General features: G+C 60.0%; 25 protein-coding genes. 13 read left to right on the top strand and 12 right to left on the bottom strand.

Annotated elements, in window-relative coordinates; translation table 11 throughout:
• The first annotated feature begins 40 nt into the window (after nt 1-40).
• The 4 genes from EQV97_RS17480 to EQV97_RS17495 all read left to right on the top strand — a co-directional run bounded on the left by EQV97_RS17480 (nt 41) and on the right by EQV97_RS17495 (nt 1,766).
• On the top strand, nt 41-811 hold the full coding sequence (locus tag EQV97_RS17480) for a helix-turn-helix transcriptional regulator (RefSeq protein WP_240889362.1): 771 nt from the start codon (nt 41-43) through the stop codon (nt 809-811).
• 89 nt (nt 812-900) lie between these two features.
• Nucleotides 901-1,218, top strand: a complete 318-nt coding sequence (locus tag EQV97_RS17485) for a helix-turn-helix transcriptional regulator (protein ID WP_122840212.1) — start codon at nt 901-903, stop codon at nt 1,216-1,218.
• A gap of 44 nt (nt 1,219-1,262) precedes the next feature.
• Complete coding sequence (locus EQV97_RS17490) at nt 1,263-1,397, top strand: type II toxin-antitoxin system RelE/ParE family toxin (protein ID WP_240889363.1); 135 nt, start codon at nt 1,263-1,265, stop codon at nt 1,395-1,397.
• 48 nt (nt 1,398-1,445) lie between these two features.
• The gene (locus EQV97_RS17495) at nt 1,446-1,766 is read left to right on the top strand and encodes a helix-turn-helix transcriptional regulator (protein ID WP_122840210.1); all 321 of its coding nucleotides are present in this window, start codon (nt 1,446-1,448) and stop codon (nt 1,764-1,766) included.
• Nucleotides 1,767-1,906: 140 nt separating this feature from the next.
• On the opposite strand, the gene EQV97_RS17500 is transcribed toward EQV97_RS17495, so the two are convergent.
• Entirely contained in the window at nt 1,907-2,959 is a 1,053-nt protein-coding gene (locus EQV97_RS17500) for an MBL fold metallo-hydrolase (protein ID WP_240889364.1), read from the bottom strand.
• Between the two features lie 212 nt (nt 2,960-3,171).
• On the opposite strand from EQV97_RS17500, the gene EQV97_RS17505 reads away from it, so the two are divergent.
• A complete protein-coding gene (locus EQV97_RS17505) occupies nt 3,172-3,783 on the top strand; it encodes a TetR/AcrR family transcriptional regulator (protein ID WP_225569422.1) in 612 nt (203 codons plus the stop codon).
• Between the two features lie 125 nt (nt 3,784-3,908).
• On the top strand, nt 3,909-4,448 hold the full coding sequence (locus EQV97_RS17510; protein WP_122840207.1) for a DUF1003 domain-containing protein: 540 nt from the start codon (nt 3,909-3,911) through the stop codon (nt 4,446-4,448).
• 35 nt (nt 4,449-4,483) lie between these two features.
• Here EQV97_RS17510 and EQV97_RS17515 read toward each other — a convergent pair whose 3' ends face one another.
• Nucleotides 4,484-4,810: a DUF2025 family protein gene (locus EQV97_RS17515; protein ID WP_225569423.1), complete on the bottom strand. Its 327-nt coding sequence runs from the start codon at nt 4,808-4,810 to the stop codon at nt 4,484-4,486.
• A gap of 217 nt (nt 4,811-5,027) precedes the next feature.
• Between EQV97_RS17515 and EQV97_RS17520 the strand changes: the two genes are divergently transcribed.
• The gene (locus tag EQV97_RS17520) at nt 5,028-6,155 is read left to right on the top strand and encodes a glycerophosphodiester phosphodiesterase (protein WP_122840205.1); all 1,128 of its coding nucleotides are present in this window, start codon (nt 5,028-5,030) and stop codon (nt 6,153-6,155) included.
• A 146-nt stretch (nt 6,156-6,301) separates the two neighbouring features.
• A complete protein-coding gene (locus tag EQV97_RS17525) occupies nt 6,302-6,607 on the top strand; it encodes a PepSY domain-containing protein (protein ID WP_122840204.1) in 306 nt (101 codons plus the stop codon).
• Between the two features lie 63 nt (nt 6,608-6,670).
• Here EQV97_RS17525 and EQV97_RS17530 read toward each other — a convergent pair whose 3' ends face one another.
• Nucleotides 6,671-8,296, bottom strand: a complete 1,626-nt coding sequence (locus EQV97_RS17530) for a methyl-accepting chemotaxis protein (RefSeq protein WP_240889365.1) — start codon at nt 8,294-8,296, stop codon at nt 6,671-6,673.
• Nucleotides 8,297-8,570: 274 nt separating this feature from the next.
• Here EQV97_RS17530 and EQV97_RS17535 point away from each other — a divergent pair, with 274 nt between their 5' ends.
• The gene (locus tag EQV97_RS17535) at nt 8,571-9,593 is read left to right on the top strand and encodes a transporter (protein WP_122840202.1); all 1,023 of its coding nucleotides are present in this window, start codon (nt 8,571-8,573) and stop codon (nt 9,591-9,593) included.
• Nucleotides 9,594-9,651: 58 nt separating this feature from the next.
• Here EQV97_RS17535 and EQV97_RS17540 read toward each other — a convergent pair whose 3' ends face one another.
• A complete protein-coding gene (locus EQV97_RS17540; RefSeq protein WP_240889366.1) occupies nt 9,652-10,089 on the bottom strand; it encodes a multidrug/biocide efflux PACE transporter in 438 nt (145 codons plus the stop codon).
• Nucleotides 10,090-10,179: 90 nt separating this feature from the next.
• Here EQV97_RS17540 and EQV97_RS17545 point away from each other — a divergent pair, with 90 nt between their 5' ends.
• A complete protein-coding gene (locus tag EQV97_RS17545) occupies nt 10,180-11,034 on the top strand; it encodes a LysR family transcriptional regulator (protein WP_122840200.1) in 855 nt (284 codons plus the stop codon).
• Nucleotides 11,035-11,116: 82 nt separating this feature from the next.
• On the opposite strand, the gene EQV97_RS17550 is transcribed toward EQV97_RS17545, so the two are convergent.
• The 4 genes from EQV97_RS17550 to EQV97_RS17565 form a co-directional block, all read right to left on the bottom strand.
• Nucleotides 11,117-12,352: an RNA polymerase sigma factor gene (locus tag EQV97_RS17550; RefSeq protein ID WP_240889367.1), complete on the bottom strand. Its 1,236-nt coding sequence runs from the start codon at nt 12,350-12,352 to the stop codon at nt 11,117-11,119.
• Nucleotides 12,352-12,843, bottom strand: coding sequence for an SRPBCC family protein (locus EQV97_RS17555; RefSeq protein WP_122840198.1), 492 nt, complete (start codon nt 12,841-12,843; stop codon nt 12,352-12,354). The genes EQV97_RS17550 and EQV97_RS17555 overlap by 1 nt, the downstream gene beginning before the upstream one ends.
• A 26-nt stretch (nt 12,844-12,869) precedes the next feature.
• A complete protein-coding gene (locus tag EQV97_RS17560) occupies nt 12,870-13,214 on the bottom strand; it encodes a YciI family protein (RefSeq protein WP_045060730.1) in 345 nt (114 codons plus the stop codon).
• A gap of 79 nt (nt 13,215-13,293) precedes the next feature.
• On the bottom strand, nt 13,294-13,719 hold the full coding sequence (locus tag EQV97_RS17565) for an SgcJ/EcaC family oxidoreductase (protein ID WP_122840197.1): 426 nt from the start codon (nt 13,717-13,719) through the stop codon (nt 13,294-13,296).
• Nucleotides 13,720-13,860: 141 nt separating this feature from the next.
• Between EQV97_RS17565 and EQV97_RS17570 the strand changes: the two genes are divergently transcribed.
• Complete coding sequence (locus tag EQV97_RS17570; RefSeq protein WP_240889368.1) at nt 13,861-14,373, top strand: GNAT family N-acetyltransferase; 513 nt, start codon at nt 13,861-13,863, stop codon at nt 14,371-14,373.
• Entirely contained in the window at nt 14,357-14,962 is a 606-nt protein-coding gene (locus EQV97_RS17575; protein ID WP_240889369.1) for a pyridoxamine 5'-phosphate oxidase family protein, read from the top strand. Before EQV97_RS17570 ends, EQV97_RS17575 begins: the two co-directional genes overlap by 17 nt.
• Before the next feature lie 87 nt (nt 14,963-15,049).
• Here the strand turns inward: EQV97_RS17575 and EQV97_RS17580 are convergent, their stop codons facing one another.
• From EQV97_RS17580 to EQV97_RS17590, 3 genes are all read right to left on the bottom strand, one after another.
• Nucleotides 15,050-15,538 carry a GNAT family N-acetyltransferase gene (locus tag EQV97_RS17580; protein ID WP_122840194.1) on the bottom strand — a complete coding sequence of 163 codons (489 nt, stop codon included), beginning with the start codon at nt 15,536-15,538 and terminating at the stop codon, nt 15,050-15,052.
• Between the two features lie 41 nt (nt 15,539-15,579).
• A complete protein-coding gene (locus EQV97_RS17585) occupies nt 15,580-16,068 on the bottom strand; it encodes a GyrI-like domain-containing protein (RefSeq protein WP_122840193.1) in 489 nt (162 codons plus the stop codon).
• Between the two features lie 68 nt (nt 16,069-16,136).
• On the bottom strand, nt 16,137-16,799 hold the full coding sequence (locus EQV97_RS17590) for a LysE family transporter (RefSeq protein ID WP_225569430.1): 663 nt from the start codon (nt 16,797-16,799) through the stop codon (nt 16,137-16,139).
• 139 nt (nt 16,800-16,938) lie between these two features.
• On the opposite strand from EQV97_RS17590, the gene alaC reads away from it, so the two are divergent.
• Nucleotides 16,939-18,156 (top strand): alanine transaminase, encoded by a 1,218-nt coding sequence (gene alaC, locus EQV97_RS17595; RefSeq protein ID WP_122840191.1) that lies wholly within the window; start codon nt 16,939-16,941, stop codon nt 18,154-18,156.
• Nucleotides 18,157-18,232: 76 nt separating this feature from the next.
• Here the strand turns inward: alaC and EQV97_RS17600 are convergent, their stop codons facing one another.
• Nucleotides 18,233-19,585 (bottom strand): GntP family permease, encoded by a 1,353-nt coding sequence (locus tag EQV97_RS17600; protein WP_045061550.1) that lies wholly within the window; start codon nt 19,583-19,585, stop codon nt 18,233-18,235.
• Nucleotides 19,586-19,589 lie beyond the last annotated feature (4 nt).

A 19,589-nucleotide genomic window follows, 5' to 3' on the forward strand; every position in this document is an offset into this window, starting at 1 on the left:
CAATAATGTTTGCGTTTACGCCAAAAATGGACGTTGTTCGATGCGCAATGTTTCGATTGAAGTACTGGACGACACGCCGCGAGCGGTGGTGGCGACGGGTACGGATTATTCCTACGGCTATCTGCTACCTCGTCATATACACCGTCGGGCACAGCTGTTGTATGGCGCTACCGGGGTGATGCAGGTCAGCACGCGCGAGGGCAACTGGGTGGTGCCACCCCAAAGAGCGGTGTGGATTCCGGCGGGTGTGGCCCATGAGGTGCTGATGTTAGGGGTGAGCACGCGCAGCCTCTACGTCGAGCCCGCCGCCGTCGATTTAGGTCCCCGGTGCCAGGTGCTGGGTGTTTCGCCCTTGATGCGCAATTTGCTACTGGAGGCGGTGGAAATGCCCCTGGAGTATGACGAGCGCGGGCGCGATGGCGTGTTGATCGAGTTGTTGCTGCATGAACTGCGCCGCTGCGCGCACCTGCCGTTGCACATTCCGCTGCCGGTCGAGCCCAGGTTGCTCGCGCTGTGCCAGGGGTTTCTGCAGAACGCCGACGCTCATCAACCGCCGCAGCAGTGGGCTGATGCATTGCACGTCAGCCTGCGTTCGTTCAATCGTCTGTTTCGCCTGCAGACAGGCTTGAGCTTCAGCCAATGGCGCCAGCGCGACTGCGTCGTACTGGCGCTGGCGCGATTGGCGCAAGGCTCACCGGTAACGCGGATCGCCCTGGATTTCGGGTATGACAGCCCGGCGGCGTTCTCCACGATGTTTCGACGGGTGCTGGGGCAGGCGCCGTCCGTCTGGCTGAAGGGGACGAAAGTGTAAAAAACGAAAAATGAGTTTGATCCGGGCGCAAAACCACTGTACAAAAACACAGTAGATCAAAAACAGCACTCTCGAGCCCGGAGAACATCATGGCCTCTCAAGCGATCAAAATCACCCTGGAACGCATCGCCCTTTTCCAATTCACCCCCGCCCACTGCGCCCAGGCCCGGGCCATGCTGGATTGGAGTATCGAAGAGTTGTCCCGAGAGTCCGGGGTGTCGGTGGAGGCCATTCAACGATTCGAGAATCAGCAGCCGGTGCTGGATGTCACGCGGCTGGCGTTGGCCTATCGGTTTGAGTCGCAAGGGTTGGCGTTCTTCCCGGGTTTTGCGCCGGGTCGGGGTATGAATGTGCGCGGGTCGACGCCCAATCCTGTGGGTCGGGCGGATTATGCGATGGTTGAGTGAGCGATCATGGATTGACGAATATACCAATATAGGTATATTTTTATATGAGCACAAGGAAGTCGCTCCTGTGGGCTCGTGCGGTCTACACGGTGAGATTTGGCAATGCCATCTACGTTCTGCACTGCTTTAAAAAAAGTCATCTTCGGGAATTAAAACGGCGCAGAGCGACGTCGAATTAATCAGAACGAGACTCCAGGCAGCGCAGGCTCACGCAAAAGGATCGAAGAATGATTGAAATTGAAAAAAGCAGCGGCAACGTTTACGAAGACCTCGGGACACCCGAAGCCAGTGAAATGCAGGTCAAATCCCAGTTGGCGGCGAAGATTGGCGAGATCATCAAGGCCCGGCATTTGACCCAAGTTCAAGCGGCCGAAATTCTAGGGCTGACACAGCCTAAGCTTTCGCAAATGCTGCGAGGAAAGTTTCGTGGCATCAGCGAGTCCAAGATGATGGACTGCCTGTTATTACTCGGGCGTGATGTGCAGATCGTTATCAAGTCAGCCCCCCGTTCAAGGAAAGAGGGCCGAATTGAAGTGGTATTCGCCTGAAGACTACACATTCACCAACCGTGCGATGACGGATGGCCAGTGACAGAACTCACTGACTCGCCAGCCTGCCGAGACTGTTCAGAACTGCATCATCACCGTTCCTCAGATCACGTACGAATACTCACTCCAAGCCGTAGCTTTTACCCCGGGCTTTGTTGGTTCTGGTAAACCGGCTGCTCGACTTCGTACCACCAGGCTTCCCCGCGACAAGGTTGCTTCAGGTTAAACGCCTCCCCCATCTGCGGGGTCGTTATCGACACACTGCGCTCCCAGGCCAGTGCCATGATGCGGTCGAACGGTTCGTACCAGGCATGCATCGACAAGTCGAAAGTACCGTTGTGGATAGGCAGCAGCCAGCGCCCTTTGAGGTCGATGTGCGCCTGCAGGGTTTGCTCAGGCTGCATGTGCACATGCGGCCACTCGACGTTGTAGGCGCCGGTTTCCATCAGCGTCAGGTCGAACGGGCCGTGCTGCTCACCGATGCGCTTGAAGCCATCGAAGTACCCGCTGTCGCCGCTGAAGAAGATCCGCGTATCGGCGTCGATCATCACCCACGAAGCCCATAGCGTACTGTTGCCATCGAACAGACCACGCCCGGAAAAATGTTGCGACGGCGTGGCGATGAACTGGATGCCGTCGACCTCGGTACCTTGCCACCAGTCCAGTTGTCGCACCTTGCTGGCATCGATTCCCCACTTGATCAGCGTGTCACCGACACCCAGCGGCGCGAGGAAATAGTTGGCCTTGCTTGCGAGCTGGAGCACGGCCTGATAGTCCAGGTGATCGTAATGATCATGGGAGAGGATCACCGCTTCGATCGGCGGCAGTGCTTCGAGGCTGATCGGCGGTTGATGAAAGCGCTTGGGCCCGGCCCATTGCACGGGCGATGCGCGTTCGGCGAACACCGGATCAGTAATCCAGAATTTGTCGCGCATTTTCAGCAATACAGTCGAGTGGCCAAGGCGGTAGACGCTGTGATTGGGTGCGGCGATCAGCGCCTCGCGGGTCAGCGGCTGCACCGGCACCGCGGCGGCTGGGCGGGTGTTGCGCGGTTTGTGGAAGATCATGTTCCACATGATGCGCAGCATCTTGCGCAGGCCTTCGCGCTGGACGGGGGCATGGTTGCGAAAGAGCCCTTCGACCTGACGGGAAGATTCAGGTTCGCGAACCGTGTCTGAATCAGAGATGGCCATAAAAAACTCCAGAACGAGCGCAAACGATTGCGTGTTGGCTCGGTGAACCGGGATGAATGGCCAAGCATGCACGCATCAGCCAGAAATCTATTTTTACCAGCGCAGGATTAACACAACATTACACTGCACGGTGTAGTTTCAAGGTTGCATCAAAGCCGATCACAAGTAAACTGCTGAGTGTAATTCTTCTCTCTTCCTGCCGAAGCGTACTTATGACAGCTCCAAAGCGCCTGACCGATCGAAAACGCGAAGCCATCATCCAGGCTGCCATTGCCGAATTCCGCGCCAACGGTTTCGACATCACCAGCATGGACAAGATTGCCGCGACGGCAGACGTGTCAAAGCGCACGGTGTACAACCACTTCCCGAGCAAAGAGGAATTGTTTGCCGAGATCCTCAATCAATTGTGGGCCCGGGTCACCGCCGAACAGGACGTGGCGTACCAGCCCGACCAGCCCCTGCGCGGCCAGATGCGCCAGTTGCTGATGGCAAAGATGCACACGCTGGGGGATGAGAATTTTCTCAACCTGGCGCGCGTCGCCATTGCTGCCACCATCCATTCCCCCGAGCGCGGGCAGGACATGGTTGCGCGCATGAACGAGCGCGAGGGAGGCCTGACGGTGTGGATTCGTGCAGCACAGGCGGATGGTCGCCTGAAGCCGGTCGACCCGGCCTTCGCCGCGCATCAGATACAAGGCATGCTCAAGTCATTCGCGTTCTGGCCACAGATCTCCCTGGGTTTGCCGAGCATTGAGGCCGCGATGCAGGACCAGGTGGTGGATTCGGCCCTGGATATGTTCCTGGCCTGTTATCAGCTGGCATAAATGACAAGGTCTGACCGCTGGTCAACGTTGCGCTGACGCGGCATGAAACTTCGCGATGTGTTTCAGAATGAAACCGGCGCCAGCGCTATAGTGTGGCTCTGTCCTAACGACCCGCAGAGAGCACCATGACCACGACGACTGATTCCAAACCCGCAGCCCCTGTCGATCACCTGCGGTTCCACCGCCGTCATGCTCACCTCGCCCCGACCTTTGGCACCGACAAGTTCGCCCTGCGCGCCGAGGCATTCGCGCGGTTCTTCGGTACCCCGACCTTTCTCGGCGCACAGACGCTGATCGTAGTGCTGTGGGTGTGCCTCAATGTATTTGGCGTGGCGCACTTCGATCTGTATCCGTTCATCCTGCTCAACCTCGCGTTCAGCCTGCAGTCAGCCTACGCCGCGCCCTTGATTCTATTGGCCCAGACTCGCCAGGCAGCACGGGACAAAGCCCAGTCGGATGCCGACGCCCAGCACCGCGAAGCACTGGCGGTGGCCAACACCGAGCGCCAGGCACAGGCCGCGCACAACTCCGCGCAGTTATTGGAATTGCTGGAACAGAACACTCGCCTGACCGAGATGACAAAAGCGCTGACCGAGCGCATCGAGAACCTCACTTCGCAAATGCACCAGCACCTTGTGCTCGAGCACCCGCCAACTAACAATTGATCTGGCGGCTGGTCGGGCCACTTCGTCGGTACGCCTCACCCCTGCACAAGACTGCGCTGCGCCAGAATCTGCGGCACTTCCCTGCGGTTCATGTACACCCGCAACGGTTCGGTCACGTTGATCCGGTCATCGATGTTCTGATCCAGCAGCAACTGAATCGACTCCCGGTTGAGCGTCATGCCCTGCCCCGGCCCAGGCGACCAGACGAACTCACTCACAGGAATAATGCCGTCATCCGCCACGTCCATGCCGAAGGAATCCTCGCTGAAACGTACGATGTATTGGCCGGTTTTGCGGTTGAGGCCAACGAAACCCTTGAGCTGGTCGGCGGCCTGGCAGATGAGCTGGGAAGTGATGCGCATATAAACCTCACAACAAGTGATCGATGGTTTACACGCAAGGCGGGTTCACGGGTTTCCCTCTGCCGGGGAAACTGCCGTGGCCAAGAGTACTGCAAAGAAGCGTACAAATGCGCTGAAAAAAACTGCTTTAAACAGGTTTATGTCGGTCTGGCGATAGCGCTGTCGGCGCTCAGTTGTTAAAAGGGACGTCTTTGAAAACTGCGAAAGGACCTCGACCATGGCTGTCACCTTCACCCAAAGCGCTCTGCTGCTGAGCGTGCTGCTCGGTCTCGGCCAGGCACAGGCCGCCAGCGAGCCAAGCCCTACGGCGCTGGCAACCCGCCTGGGCATACCGCACCCGGCGGTGATTGCGCACCGCGGCGCGTCATTCGATGCACCGGAATCCACCGCTGCCGCCTACAAGCTGGCTCGCGACCTGGGCGCCGATTATCTCGAGCTGGACCTGCAGCGCAGCAAAGACGGCGTACTCTTCGCCCTGCACGACGACAACCTGCAACGCACCACCGACGTGGCCAGCAAGTTTCCCGAGCGCAAGGACAGCCCGGCCAACGCCTTTACCCTCGCCGAGCTCAAAACCCTCGACGCCGGCAGTTGGTTCAACAAGGCCTACCCAGACCGCGCGCGCCCCTCATTCGTCGGCCTGCAGATCCTGACCCTCGACGAAATCATCGACATCGCCCAGGGCAATCCGTTGCACAAGCCGGGCCTGTACATCGAGACCAAGGAACCGAAGCAGTTTCCAGGGCTTGAACGTGATTTGAAGGACAAGCTCCAGGACCGCGGCTGGCTGAGCCCCGCCGGGTCAAAGTTGGCAAAGAGCCCACTGGCCGTGGGCCAGGGCAAAGGCAAGGTGGTGCTGCAGACGTTCGAGAAGAGCAGCCTGGAACTGCTGGAAAAGGAAATGCCCCAGGTGCCGAAGATCTTGTTGCTGTGGGTCGGCCCGGGCAGCATCGAGCCCAAGTCCAAGGTGACCTTCGCTGAGTCCGGCGACAAGGACAAAGCCACCTACTACGCCAAACAGGAACCCAAGAGCAAAGCCGAATTCCAGCAATGGGTCGAGTACGCTAAATCTGCCGGCGCCATCGGCACCGGTCCTTCTGCGGCGTTGACCAAAGGTGGCGACCAGAGCTACTCCGATCTGGTGCAACCGTGGATGAACCAGTACACCCACGACCAGGGTTTGCTGGTGCACGTGTACACGATCGACGATGCGGTGGACTATCAGAAAGTCACGGATGCAGGGGTTGATGGCATCTTCACCAACCGTGCCAGTGAGCTGCTGAAGTTCTACAAGCGTCCCGCGGCGGCGAGCGTCGGGCAATTGTTGCAGAATAATGGGTATTGAGTCGGGACCGAGGTGAGTCGATCGCGGGCAAGCCGTGCTCCCACAGCGAGGACACTCAGTTCCAGCCGCAATAGGGAATTAAGCCTGAATTAAGTTGCCACAGTTAATCTGATCCCACTTAAACAGTTCATCCAAGGAAAGAACCTATGAAAACTTTGACTGCTCTCTTCACTGCTGCTGCCCTCACCCTTACCGCTGGCCTGGCCCAGGCTGACGTTCCAGTGGATCAGATCCCGCAACTGGTCAAGGACGGCAAGATCAAGCCGTTGGCAGAACTGAACCAGGTCGTCATGAAGCTGCACCCGGGCGCCACCATTACCGATAGCGACCTGGACAACCACTTCAATGGTTACGAGTACGAAGTGGAATTGCGTGACGCCCAGGGCGTTGAGTGGGATGTCGACTTGAACGCCGCGACGGGCGAAGTTCTGAAGAACAAAAAAGACGACTGATTGAACAATTAAAAAGCCGCACGATTTCACGATCGTGCGGCTTTTTGCTGTTCCGCAAAAAAACTACGCACTCAGGCGCGCCGTCACCTCATTCAACTGCCCGGACAAACCGTGCAGGTTGTGGCTGGCCGCTTCGGTACGCTGCACGTTATCCAGATTGGTGCTGGCAATGCTGGTGATCTCGGTCAGGTTCCGCGAAATATCCTCGGCCACTGAGGTCTGCTCTTCGGCAGCCGTAGCAATCTGGCGGTTCATGTCGCGGATCGCTTCCACCGCCAGGGTGATGCGCTCAAGCATGGCGCCAGCCTGGGTAACTTGCGCAACGCTTTCCTCACTGCGGGACTGGCCACTCTCGATTGCATGAGCCGCATCCACCGCACCGGTTTGCACCGTCTGGATAATCTGGTTGATCTCGATAATCGAAGCCGCCGTGCGCTGCGCCAGGCTGCGAACTTCATCGGCCACCACGGCAAAACCGCGTCCTGCTTCGCCAGCCCGTGCGGCTTCGATCGCGGCGTTGAGCGCCAGCAGGTTAGTCTGCTCGGCGATGCCGCGAATCACTTCCAGGACCTTGCCGATGCGCCCGCTGTCGGTTTCCAGCTGGCGAATGACCGTCGCGGTATTGGCAATTTCACCGCGCATCAAGGTGATGGTCTCAATAGTGCCCTGCATGACTTTTTCGCCCTCCTGCGCTGACTGGTCGGCGTCGTCGGCAGCACGTGCTGCGTCGGCTGCGTGACGCGCCACTTCCTGGGCGGTAGCGGACATTTCGTTCATCGCCGTCGCCACCTGATCAGTGCGGTTGAACTGTTCATTGGTGCCACCGGCCATGAGGCTCGCGATCGACTTCAACTCGCCGCTGGCGCTGTCCAGGTCCGACGCACTGCGCTGCAGACGACTAAACGTATCGGCGAGAAAGTCGCGCAGGGTATTGGCCGCAACGGCGAGCTTGCCCAACTCATCCTGCCGGGTGCTGGCCACTCGTTCGGCAAAACGTCCCTGGCTGAGTTGCGCCACGTAGTCGATCAATTTGCGGATCGGCTCAACCAGGTTGCGGTTGACCAGCCACAGGCTCAACAGGCCGATCAACAAACCCGAGACCAGCATCACCACGAGACCCAGCAACACGGTGCGATCGGCACTGGCGCTGATCACTGTCGACTGCTCAGTGCCCTGCTTACGCAACTCGCTGACCAGTTCGCTCATCTGCTCGCTGGCGGCACGGTCGACACCTTTGACCGCGGCGTCCCCCGCCGTGGGATCAGCACCCGCCGCCACATAGGCATCGCGTCCCTTCTGGTAAGCGGCGCCCAGCAGGCGATGCTCATCGCGCAGACGTTCGATGCGTGTCTTCAGTTGCGGTTCGATGCCCTTCTGCCCGGCCAGTTCACCGAGAATATTCTGCACGTCGCGCTGACGGTCCTCGAACTGCTTCCAGTACTTGGCCAGTTCAGCCGGTTGCTTGCCACGCAGCAGGACGTTTTTCCATTCCTGCACTTGCACCTTGAATTGCAGGTTGGCTTCGTCGATCAACTGCGAAGTGTGTAAAGGTCCTTCGATGAGATTGGCGTAGCTCTGAACGCCGCCAGACAAGAAGTGAAAGCAGGACAGCGCGATCAGCAACATCGCCAGCAGGCTGCCGCTCAACAAAGCGAGGATTTGTGCTCTCAGGGATTTTTGCAAAAACATCGAGTGGTATCTCATGGCAGGGATAAGACACGCCAGGCAGGCGTGCGAGATGTCCGGACATCCCTGTCGGCGACGCAGGTCCACGACCTTCATCGCAATCGAACCAGCTACCCGTCATCGGCGCGTCAAAGCCTTTCTTTAGCGATTTAGACCCAATGGCGCACAAGACTCATCCATCATCAAAACGTCATAAAACGGTAAGAATTCAGCGCCATGCTGCGGCTCAAGTGTCCCTGTAAAACTTTGCAATATTTGCCTCCCGCAGCGAGACCTCATGAACCACAGCATCGATCACAGCCATCGCGACCAGGACCTGTTTGGTCTGCTGTACGGTTTCAGTTTTCGGCCCGGCGAGCCTGGCCGAGAGATCGATTCGGCCCGGGCACTGCAGTGCCTGCAGCAGCCCCAGGACAGCGAGGAATTCCTCTGGCTGCACCTGAACCTGGCACACGCCGCCTGCGAGCGCTGGATGAAAAGCCATCTGGAATTGCCCGATGAGTTTTTCGAAGCCCTTCACGAAGGCTCGCGATCAACGCGCATCGAGCATGTGGATTCAGCGCTGCTGGCGGTGGTCAACGATGTGGTATTCAACCTCAGCAGCATGGTGTCCTCCGATGTGTCGACGTTGTGGGTCTGCGCCCGCAGCCGGCTGATCATCAGCGCGCGCCTGCAACCCTTGCACTCGGTGGACAAGCTGCGCTCGTCGGTCAAAGCCGGTGAACGCTTTCGTTCGCCTCTGGAGTTGCTGGTTCATTTGCTGCGCGATCAGGGCGAAGTGCTGACCCAGATTGTGCGGCGCACCAGCCTCAGCGTTGATCAGATTGAAGACGAGCTACTGTCCTCGCGACTGTCGACCAACCGCGCCGAACTGGGCGCCAACCGTCGGGTGCTGGTGCGCTTGCAGCGCTTGCTGGCACTGGAGCCGGGTTCATTGCTGCGCTTGCTCAATCGGCCGCCGCAGTGGTTGCAGAAGGAAGACGTGAAGGAGTTGCGCAAGTCCACCGAGGAGTTCGCGTTGATCATTAACGACCTGACGGCGCTGGGTGAGCGCATCAAATTGTTGCAGGAAGAAATCGCCGCCAATCTCAACGAGCAAAGCAACCGCACGTTGTTCACCCTTACCGTGGTGACGGTACTGGCACTGCCGATCAACATCATTGCCGGTTTTTTTGGCATGAACGTGGGTGGGGTGCCGCTGGCGGGAGATCCGCAGGGGTTCTGGATTCTGGTGGCGCTGGTGGCCACCTTCACCGTGATTGCCGGGCGCTGGGCTTTTCGCAAGCGGCAGGATTATTAAGATCAAAAGATCGTCCGAACGCGGCCCGAGCCTTCGGCGCCGCCTAAACGGTTGTGTGTCAGGCCTGGCAGGCCCGACGCTGCAGCACACGCTCGCGAATCACGTCATACACCCAGTGATAAACGTAGGTGTACGGCAGGAAGAACAGCAGCACGCCGATGTCCAGGACAAAAGCCTGCCACAGGCTGATATCCAGCCACCAGGCAATCAACGGCACGCCCAGCGCCACCAACCCGCCTTCGAACAGCAGCGCATGCACCACCCGAACCCAGGCTGTACGGACGATGGCAAGTCGTGTCAGTAAACGGTCAAACATGCCGTTGAACAGCACGTTCCAGGCCAGCGCCAGGGCCGCGATGGCCATCGTGACGACGCCCATGTCGAGCATCGGTTTATCCATGACCCACGCCAGCAACGGGGTACAGATGACAATGGCCAGCAGTTCAAAACCTACCGCCTGGAATACACGTTCTGTGATGGATTTGTCGGCGCTCATGACCTGACTCCTTGAGTGACTGTGGTTGCCATGATCCGCCATCAACCCGATACTTCATAACCAATAACCATCGATCAAGGCGATAGTTCAATGCCCTCCCACGAAGTGTTGCTGGCGTTTGTCCAGGCAGCCACTCAAGGCTCGTTTTCCGCAGCGGCGCGCAAGCTCGGGCGCAGCCAGTCGACCATCAGCGCTGCCGTGGCCAGCCTGGAAATCGACCTCAACCTGACACTGTTCGATCGCAGCAGCCGCAAACCCGGCCTGACACCGGCCGGGCATGTGATGCTGCAACGGGCCGAAGAGATCCTCGCGGCCACCAGTCGCCTGGAAATGACCGCCAGCCAGCTGTCACAAGGTGTCGAGGCAAAGCTCACCGTGGCGATCTCCGATACCTACCAGTCCGACCGGTTCGAGGCGGCGTTGGGGGCATTTGAGCAGCGTTACCCGGATCTGGAGCTGGAGTGCCTGATTGCCGAGTGCGATGACCTGGTGGCACTGGTCCAGCGCGGTCGGGCGCATGTGGCGTTTGCCGAGAAGCAAGACAGCTACCCACCGGACCTGGTCAGTTCGACGGTCGAGGAGCAAACGGAAATTGCCTTGTTTGTCTCGCGCAAACATCCGCTGGCGCAGCTCAGCCCTATCGATCAGGACCTGCTGCTGCAGCACCGCGAACTGCGCCTGGCGACCATCGTCAATCCGTATGAAAGCCGGGCCAAAGGGCGCGTGTGGTCAGCGCCCAGCTACCTGATGCTGCTGGAAATGGCCCAGGGCGGGTTCGGCTGGGCGCCATTGCCGCGCTGGCTGGTGGGACGATTTGGTGCGGGAGAGCTGGTGGAGTTGAAGGTGCGTGGCTGGCCGAAACCGTTATTCGTTGATGCACTGTGGTCGCGGCTGCATCCGCCGGGGCCAGCGGGGAGTTGGTTGTTGGGCAAGATGTTGGAATGAGAGCAAAAGATCGCAGCCTTCGGCAGCGCCTACAGGGGGATCGCATTTCAATGCAGGAGCCGCCGAAGGCTGCGATCTTTTGCTAATCCAAACCGCGCAACCGCTCCTGCAGAAACCGCCGTTCCGGCACCTGCTGCGTCAATTCCAGCGCCCGTAAATACGCCGCCCGAGCCTCCTCTACCCGGCCCAACCGCCGGCAAAACTCGGCGCGGGCCGAATGCGCCAAGTGGTAATCCAGCAGTTCACCGCGCTGCAAAATCCCGTCGATTAGCGTCAACCCCACCAATGGCCCATCCCGTTGTGCCAGCGCCGCCGCACGATTCAGCTCGACCACGGGCGACGGCACCGCCCGCAGCAACACGTCGTACAAACCCACGATCTGTGGCCAATCCGTATCCGCCGCAGTTGCCGCCTCGGCGTGCACCGCCGCTATTGCCGCTTGCAGGCAGTAAGGTCCGAACGGTCCGGCGGACAGTGCGCGCTCGATCAAGCCGCAGCCTTCGGCGATCAGCCCGGCATCCCACAGCCCGCGATCTTGCTCATCCAGCACAATCAACTCGCCGTCAGCAGAAGTTCGCGCCGGCCGGCGGGACTCGTGCAGCAGCATCAGCGCCAGCAGCCCCATCACTTCCGGCTCGGGCAGCAGTTCCATCAACAGACGGCCCAGGCGAATGGCTTCGCGAGTCAGATCCTCGCGGGTCAACTCATCACCGACAGACGCCGAGTAGCCTTCGTTGAACACCAGGTAAATCACCCGCAACACGCTGTCGAGGCGCTCGGGCAATTCCGTCAGGGTCGGCACCTGGTAGGGGATTTTCGCGTCACGGATCTTCGCCTTGGCCCGCACGATTCGCTGGGCAATGGTGGCGGGGGCCGCGAGGAACGCCCGGGCGATTTCTTCCGTGGTCAGGTCGCACACTTCCCGCAGCGTCAGCGGCACCTGCGAGTCGGCGGCGAGTGCCGGGTGACAGCAGGTGAAAATCAGGCGCAGGCGATCGTCTTCCACTTCCTCGCCACTCCAGTCCGCCTGCTCCAGTTCTTCCAGCTGCGCGATCAACAGGGGGCGAGAGGCGTTGAACCGGGCCCGCCGACGCAACACATCAATAGCCTTGAACCGCCCGGTAGACACCAGCCAGGTGCGTGGATTATCCGGTACGCCGTCCCGTTGCCAGCGCTCGACCGCGACGAAGAACGCTTCGTGCAGCGCCTCTTCAGCCAGGTCGAAATCCCCGAGCAGGCGAATCAGCGTCGCCAGGATTCGCCGCGAGTCTTCCCGGTAAACCTGCTCGACCCGAGCGCTGACGGCGGCGCCAGGCATCAGTCCGGCATGCCTTCGGTCACCAGCGTGACCAGTCGATCCAGGCTCTGCCCCCAACCATCGTGAAAGCCCATGGACTCGTGCGCCTGGCGGTCTTCTTCCGACCAATGCATCGCCCGCGCTGTGTACAGCGTTTTGCCCTCACGCTCTTCAAGCGTCACCTGGGCCGACATGAAAGGTTTGCCCGAAGGGATCCAGCCGGGGGTAAACGCGTCGGTAAACACCAGCCGCTCGGGCGCGACGATTTCCAGAAACACCCCCTGGGTCGGGTATTCGGCACCGTCCGGGGCGCGCATCAGGGTGCGAAATTGCCCGCCCACCCACAGGTCCATTTCGCATTCGGGCGTGGTCATGCCGTGGGGTCCCCACCACTGGGTGAGCAGGGCCGGCTCGGTCCAGGCGCGGAAAATCTTGCGCCGCGGGGCATCGATCAGGCGGCTGATGGACAACTCGAAAGCCGCAGGTTTTTGTTGAAGGGCATGCGGACTCATGAAGGATCTCCTGTTGTGATTGTTATTCAGGGATTCAACTGGCGAACGGGGCGCACCTCGACACAGCCGACCCGGGCCGCCGGGATATTCCCGGCGACCTGCAAGGCTTCATTAAGGTCCCGTGCATCGATCAGGTAGAAGCCGGCCAACTGCTCCTTGGTTTCGGCAAACGGGCCATCGGTGATCGACACCTTGCCGTTGCGCATGCGCACGGTGGTGGCGGTCTGCACCGACTCCAGCGCCTCGGCCGCGATCATCCGGCCGCTGCCCTGGATCGACTCGGCATAGGCCATGCACTCTTCGTCTTTGGGGCTCTCTGGCAGCGAATGCAGTTCACGCTCGTTGCTGTAGACCAGGCATAAATACTTCATGGCGCACTCCCGGATCGAACGGATCAACTATGGCTCAGTTTGGCGCCCAGGCGCCCTTTCCCGACGACCAGCCCACGCATCAGGGCTGCACATCGAACAGCATGGCGCCGCTGGCCATGTCGAACGGGGCCGACCAGTGCTCGTGCACGATGCGCCATTGCCCCGCGTCGCGACGGTAGCAGGCGGTGACACGCATCCAGCAGGCCTGGGTCTCGCCCTTCTCGTTGGTGCCGCCGCAATGGGCCAGCCAGTGGGCAAATGCAATGTGCTCGTCGGCGACGATGTTGACGTGATCAAAGTCGAAGGTGTGGGGCCCCGGGCACATCTCCATGCACTCCAGCCAATGCGCGCGGTAGGCGGCCTTGCCACGAAATTGCAGGGCCTTGACCGCATCGTAGGAGACGACGTCGTCGGCATACAGGGCCATGATTTTCTCCACATCCTTGCCGATCACCGCCTGGCGGTAGGTGTCGATCAGGGTCTGGATTTCTGTGGTAGCAGTCATGAGCGTTCTCCGTGATTGTTGTTGTGAAGACACCCTTAGTCGTCCGGTGGAATGCCAAATCGACAGCCAAAATAAAAATAAACCCTGCGCGCAAAATCGCTAGAATCCGGGAATCATTTGTGTTGGAACAAGGACTCTCCAGTGACAGTTCGACTCGTGCCTTATGAAAGCCTGACGACGCTCCAGCGCCAGCAGGTCGAGGCCATTGAAGTTCATCCGCAGCAGATCAGGTTCAGCGGCGATATCCACGGCGCGCTGCACTCCCTGCTGTCCAAGCCAGGCCCGGGGGTCAAGGGATTTGCCCTGCTGGTAGAAGGCGTTCCCGTCGCCTTCCTGCTGCTCAAACGCCCGCCGGTGCTGCCGGCCTGGGCCAATGAACACAGCGCCACCTTGCATGCCTTGCAGGTCGATCAACGGGCCCAAGGCAAGGGTTACGGCAAGGCCTGCCTGCAGGCCCTGCCCCACGTTGCGCGCCAGGCCTGGCCGCAAATCAGGGGGCTGGAACTGTCGGTGGATGCGGACAACACCGCGGCGATCGCGTTGTATGCCCGGTTTGGCTGGGTCGACAGCGGCGAAGCCTATCGGGGCCGGATCGGCTACGAACGACGAATGGGTCTGGTTTTCGAGGAGTCTGGTCATGCTCAACACCATTGAAGAACTGGAGGCGTTGTACGGCCTTCCCCACGATCGCGCCGTGCGCAAGCAGATTCCGTTCCTCAACGAGGATTACCAGGCGATGGTCCGCGCTTCGCCGCTGGTGATCATCAGTTCGGTAGGCCCCGACGGCATGGATGGCTCGCCACGGGGCGATACGCCCGGTTTCGTGCGCATCATCGATTCGCAGACCCTGGCCATCCCCGACCGCCCCGGCAATAATCGCATCGACACGCTGCGCAATGTGGTGCTGGATTCAAGGGTGTCGCTGCTGTTCATCATCCCGGGGATCGGCGAGACATTGCGCGTTAACGGCACGGCGCAAATCAGCGCCGAACCGCAGTTGCTGGAGAGTTTTGCGGTCAACGGCAAGCCGGCGCGCACGGTGATGCTGGTGACGGTGGACGCGGCGTATTTCCATTGCTCGAAGGCAACAGTGCGCTCGGACCTGTGGAACCCGGACAAATACCTGGATCGCTCGGCACTGCCGACGGCCGGGGCGTTTCACAAGCGGTTGAATGATGGGGCGTTTGATGCCGAATCGTATGACCGGGAAGCACCAGCGCGGGTGAAGGACAGTCTTTACTGACTCAAACATCCCCCGGTAGGAGCTGCCGAAGCTCCTACGGGGGGAGACCGAGGATCAGGATCAGAAGATCGCAGCCTTCGGCAGCGCCTACAGGGTCAGGATCATCTCATGCCACGCCATCCCGCCATGGTCCGACGTCGATGGCTTGATGTAGGCAAACCCGAAACCGGCATACAGCGGGACATGCCGCTCCTTGCACATCAGGTGAATGCTCGCCTTGCCCAGCCCGCGCATCCTCTCGATGAACTCGCCCAGCAACACTTTCGCCAGTCCCTGCCCCTGATAATCCGGGTGCACCACCACCGACATGATCACCACGTTAGGCCCTGCCGGATCGTGGCCGATCAGCTCCTTGAAGGCCTCGTCCGACATTTCCACTTCATACGCCGCACCGGAATTGATGAAACCGGCAACCACGCCATCCACTTCGGCCACGATGAAGCCTTCAGGCCAGGTGGCAATGCGGGTCGCAATCTTTTCCCGGGTCGCGGCCTCATCGCCCTCGTAGGCGAGGGTTTCAATGGCGTAGCAGCGATCCAGGTCGGCAGGCGTGACGAGGCGGATAACAGGGGTCATGACAACTCGATTTCAGCGATGAAAGGGCTGCAGATCATAGATTATTGCGGCTTGAGTGGCAGCCAGATTTCCAGCAAACCGGTGTGCCGTGTCGGGTTGAAGTCTGCACTGTAGCGCTCGAATTCCGGCGCATCCGCCGCCTCGCGCCCGGAACCCGGCAACCAGGTTTTCCAGATGTACTGGAACGTCTGGGGCAACCTGTCCAGTGAGCCTTTGTGCTCGAACACTGCATATTGCTGGGGCTGAACCTCGACCCAGCGGTACTTCTCGGGCAAGTCATCGAGCTTGCTGATCTCGACGCCGGCAATGTACTCGAAGCCGCCCTTGCCATCGGGATTGCAGCAGATGCCGTAGGTCACTTCGTCCTTCTGGCCAGGAATGTTGCCAATCTCGGGGATGAATTTTTCCCAGAGTTCAGGGATGCCGGCCGTAGTGTCCTGGGTGAATCGCCCGCCAAGCCCTGCAATCAGCAGGAAATGCCCATGCTCGAAGCGAGGTTCAGCTACTTCCACGGTTTTTTGCTCGTCCATGATTCGACTCCTTGAGTGTAAAAAGTGGGTTCGGCTGGGAGTATAGAAGCCAAACCCGATTCGCCAAATTACAGCGTGTGTAACTGCTCGGCCGCGCCGCCGCCGATAAATTCGTTATAGCCCGATAGAATCACATACACCGCGAAATAGCAGAAGATCGCTGCAGATGCCATGTAGGAGTAACGCAACAGCTTGTCGCCCAACAGCTTGCCGCCATGACTCGCAGCGAAGCACAGAGCACCACTCCACAACAGCCCGGCACAGAAGAAGCCCCCCAGGAACAGCGCCGACCCGAGCGGGCCACCGGCACCCGAACGCGCGATCAAGGTGCCGCCGACTGCGGCAAACCAGAGGATGGCACTGGGTGAGGACATGGCCAGGAAAATCCCGCGCAAGAATTCCTTGCGATGGGAGTTCTGCCCTACCTCGGCGGTTTGCGCCAATACCGCTTCGTGGTGAATGGCCGAATAGATCATCTTCGCCGCAAAGTACATCAGCAGCGCCGAGCCGCCGACCCACAACACCCAGCGCACGGTCTCGTACTGCAGCAAAACCGTCATGCCCGCCAGTGCCAGCACGGCGTAGATCAGGTCGCCGACGCAGGTTCCCAGGCCCAGGGCAAACCCCTGAAAATATCCGCGCTGCATCGCCAGGGTGATCATCGCGATGTTGGCCACGCCAATGTCCAGGCACAGCGAAAGGCTCAGCAAGAAGCCACTGGTGAACTCCATCGAACGGTTTCCTTCGGAAAATTTTGTTTACAAAGCCGCTGGACAGTTTGCCACAGCTGCCCTTACATTCCGCCACAGGCCACCGCAGTGGCCAACGTCGCTCGGACGGTTCCGGGCGCTTACGTTATCCGAGGCAACAATGGCCGAACAAGGTTCGCCGCGCCGCTTTGCGCGCATAGATCGACTCCCCCCCTATGTTTTCAACATCACCGCCGAGCTGAAAATGGCCGCCCGGCGTCGTGGCGAAGACATTATCGACTTGAGCATGGGCAACCCCGACGGGCCGACACCGCCGCACATTGTCGAGAAACTGGTCACCGTTGCCCAACGCGAAGACACCCACGGTTATTCCACGTCCAAGGGTATTCCACGCCTGCGCCGGGCGATTTCCAATTGGTACAAGGATCGCTATCAGGTCGACATCGACCCGGAAACCGAAGCCATTGTCACCATCGGCTCCAAGGAAGGCCTGGCGCACCTGATGCTGGCCACGCTGGATCAGGGCGACACCGTGCTGGTGCCGAACCCCAGCTACCCGATTCACATCTACGGTGCCGTGATTGCCGGCGCCCAGGTGCGCTCGGTGCCGCTGATTCCGGGTGTGGATTTCTTCGCCGAACTGGAGCGGGCCATTCGCGGCTCGATTCCAAAGCCGAAGATGATGATCCTGGGTTTTCCATCCAACCCCACCGCCCAGTGCGTGGAACTGGATTTCTTCGAGCGGGTGATTGCCCTCGCCAAACAGTACGACGTGCTGGTGGTACACGACCTGGCTTACGCCGACATCGTCTACGACGGCTGGAAAGCCCCCTCGATCATGCAGGTGCCGGGCGCCAAGGACATTGCGGTGGAATTTTTCACCCTGTCCAAGAGCTACAACATGGCCGGCTGGCGCATCGGTTTCATGGTCGGGAATCCGGAGCTGGTCAACGCCCTGGCGCGGATCAAGAGCTACCACGACTACGGGACCTTCACCCCGCTGCAGGTAGCGGCCATCGCCGCGCTTGAGGGGGATCAGCAGTGCGTCAAGGACATCGCCGAGCAATACCGGCAGCGGCGTAACGTGCTGGTCAAAGGCCTGCATGAATTGGGCTGGATGGTGGAAAACCCGAAAGCGGCGATGTACGTCTGGGCCAAGATTCCAGAGGCGTATGCGCACCTGGGTTCGCTGGAGTTCGCCAAGAAGTTGCTGGCCGAGGCCAAGGTCTGCGTCTCGCCGGGCGTGGGGTTCGGTGAATACGGCGATGATCACGTGCGCTTCGCCCTGATCGAAAACCTGGACCGGATCCGCCAGGCCGTGCGCGGCATTCGCGGGATGTTCCGCGCCGATGGGCTGGCCGGCAAAACCAGCGGCTGACGCCTGACCCGCGCCCAACCAAAATCGGCCACAAAAAAACCGCATCGCTGCGGTTTTTTTGTGCCTCAAACAGCGCTTACACGAACATCGACAACAGCAGGATAAAGCCCAACGCCACCACGGACAGGATGGTTTCCATCGCGGTCCAGGTCTTGAAGGTTTCTGCCACAGTCATGTTGAAGTACTGCTTCACCAGCCAGAAGCCGGCGTCGTTGACGTGGGACAGGATCAGCGAACCGGCGCCAGTGGCCAGCACCAGCAGCTCACGGTTCACGCCCGGGATCATGCCCACCACCGGCACCACGATGCCTGCACCGGTGATGGTCGCCACGGTGGCCGAACCGGTCGCGATACGGATCACCGCAGCCACCAGCCAGGCCAGCAGGATCGGCGAGATCTGCGCGTTGACCGCCATGTGGCCGATCACGTCACCCACACCGCTGGTTACCAGCATCTGCTTGAAGCCACCACCGGCACCAATGATCAGAATGATCGCGGCCGTCGGCGCGAGGCTGGCATCGAGCAATTTGAGGATCTGGTTGGAGCCGATGCCCTGGCGGTGGCCGAAGGTGTACAGCGACAGCAGCAACGCCAGCAGCAGCGCCGAGATCGGGTGACCGATCAGGTCCATGAACGAGCGGAAGAAGTTACCTTCAGGCAGTACGACATCGGCGAAGGTCTTGAGCAGCATCAGGAACACCGGCAGCAGCACGGTGATCAGGGTAATGCTGAAACTTGGCAGTTCTTTGGCGTCCGGCTCGCGCGCCAGTTGATCCACCAGCTCCTGATTGGGATGGCCGGGAATGTACTTGGCAATGAAGGTGCCGTAGATCGGCCCGGCAATGATGGCGGTTGGCAGCGCCACGATCAGCCCGTACAGGATGGTCTTGCCGATATCGGCACCGAACACGCCGATCGCCAGCAACGGGCCCGGGTGCGGTGGCACCAGGCCGTGCACTGCTGACAGGCCGGCCAGCAGCGGGATACCGATCTTGATGATCGATACACCGGTGCGCCGCGCGACGATGAACACCAGCGGGATCAGCAGCACGAAGCCGATTTCAAAGAACAGCGGGATGCCGACCAGGAAGGCAGCGAACATCATGGCCCACTGCACCTTGTCCTTACCGAATGCGCGAATCAGGGTCTGGGCGATCTGGTCCGCCCCGCCGGATTCGGCCATCATTTTGCCGAGCATGGTGCCCAGCGCCAGGATGATCCCGACAAAACCCAGCACCCCGCCGAAGCCATCCTGGAATGCCTTGATGATGGTGCCGATCGGCATGCCCGAGGTCAGGCCGAGAAACGCTGCGGCAATGATCAGGGCGATGAACGGGTGGAATTTGAACTTGGTGATCAGGACGATAAGCCCGATCACCGTGACCACTGCATCAAGCAGCAGGAACGTCTCGTGGGACATGCCAAACATTAGG

Source organism: Pseudomonas sp. TMW22090, assembly GCF_022496665.1.
Classification (GTDB): Bacteria; Pseudomonadota; Gammaproteobacteria; order Pseudomonadales; family Pseudomonadaceae; genus Aquipseudomonas; species Aquipseudomonas gregormendelii.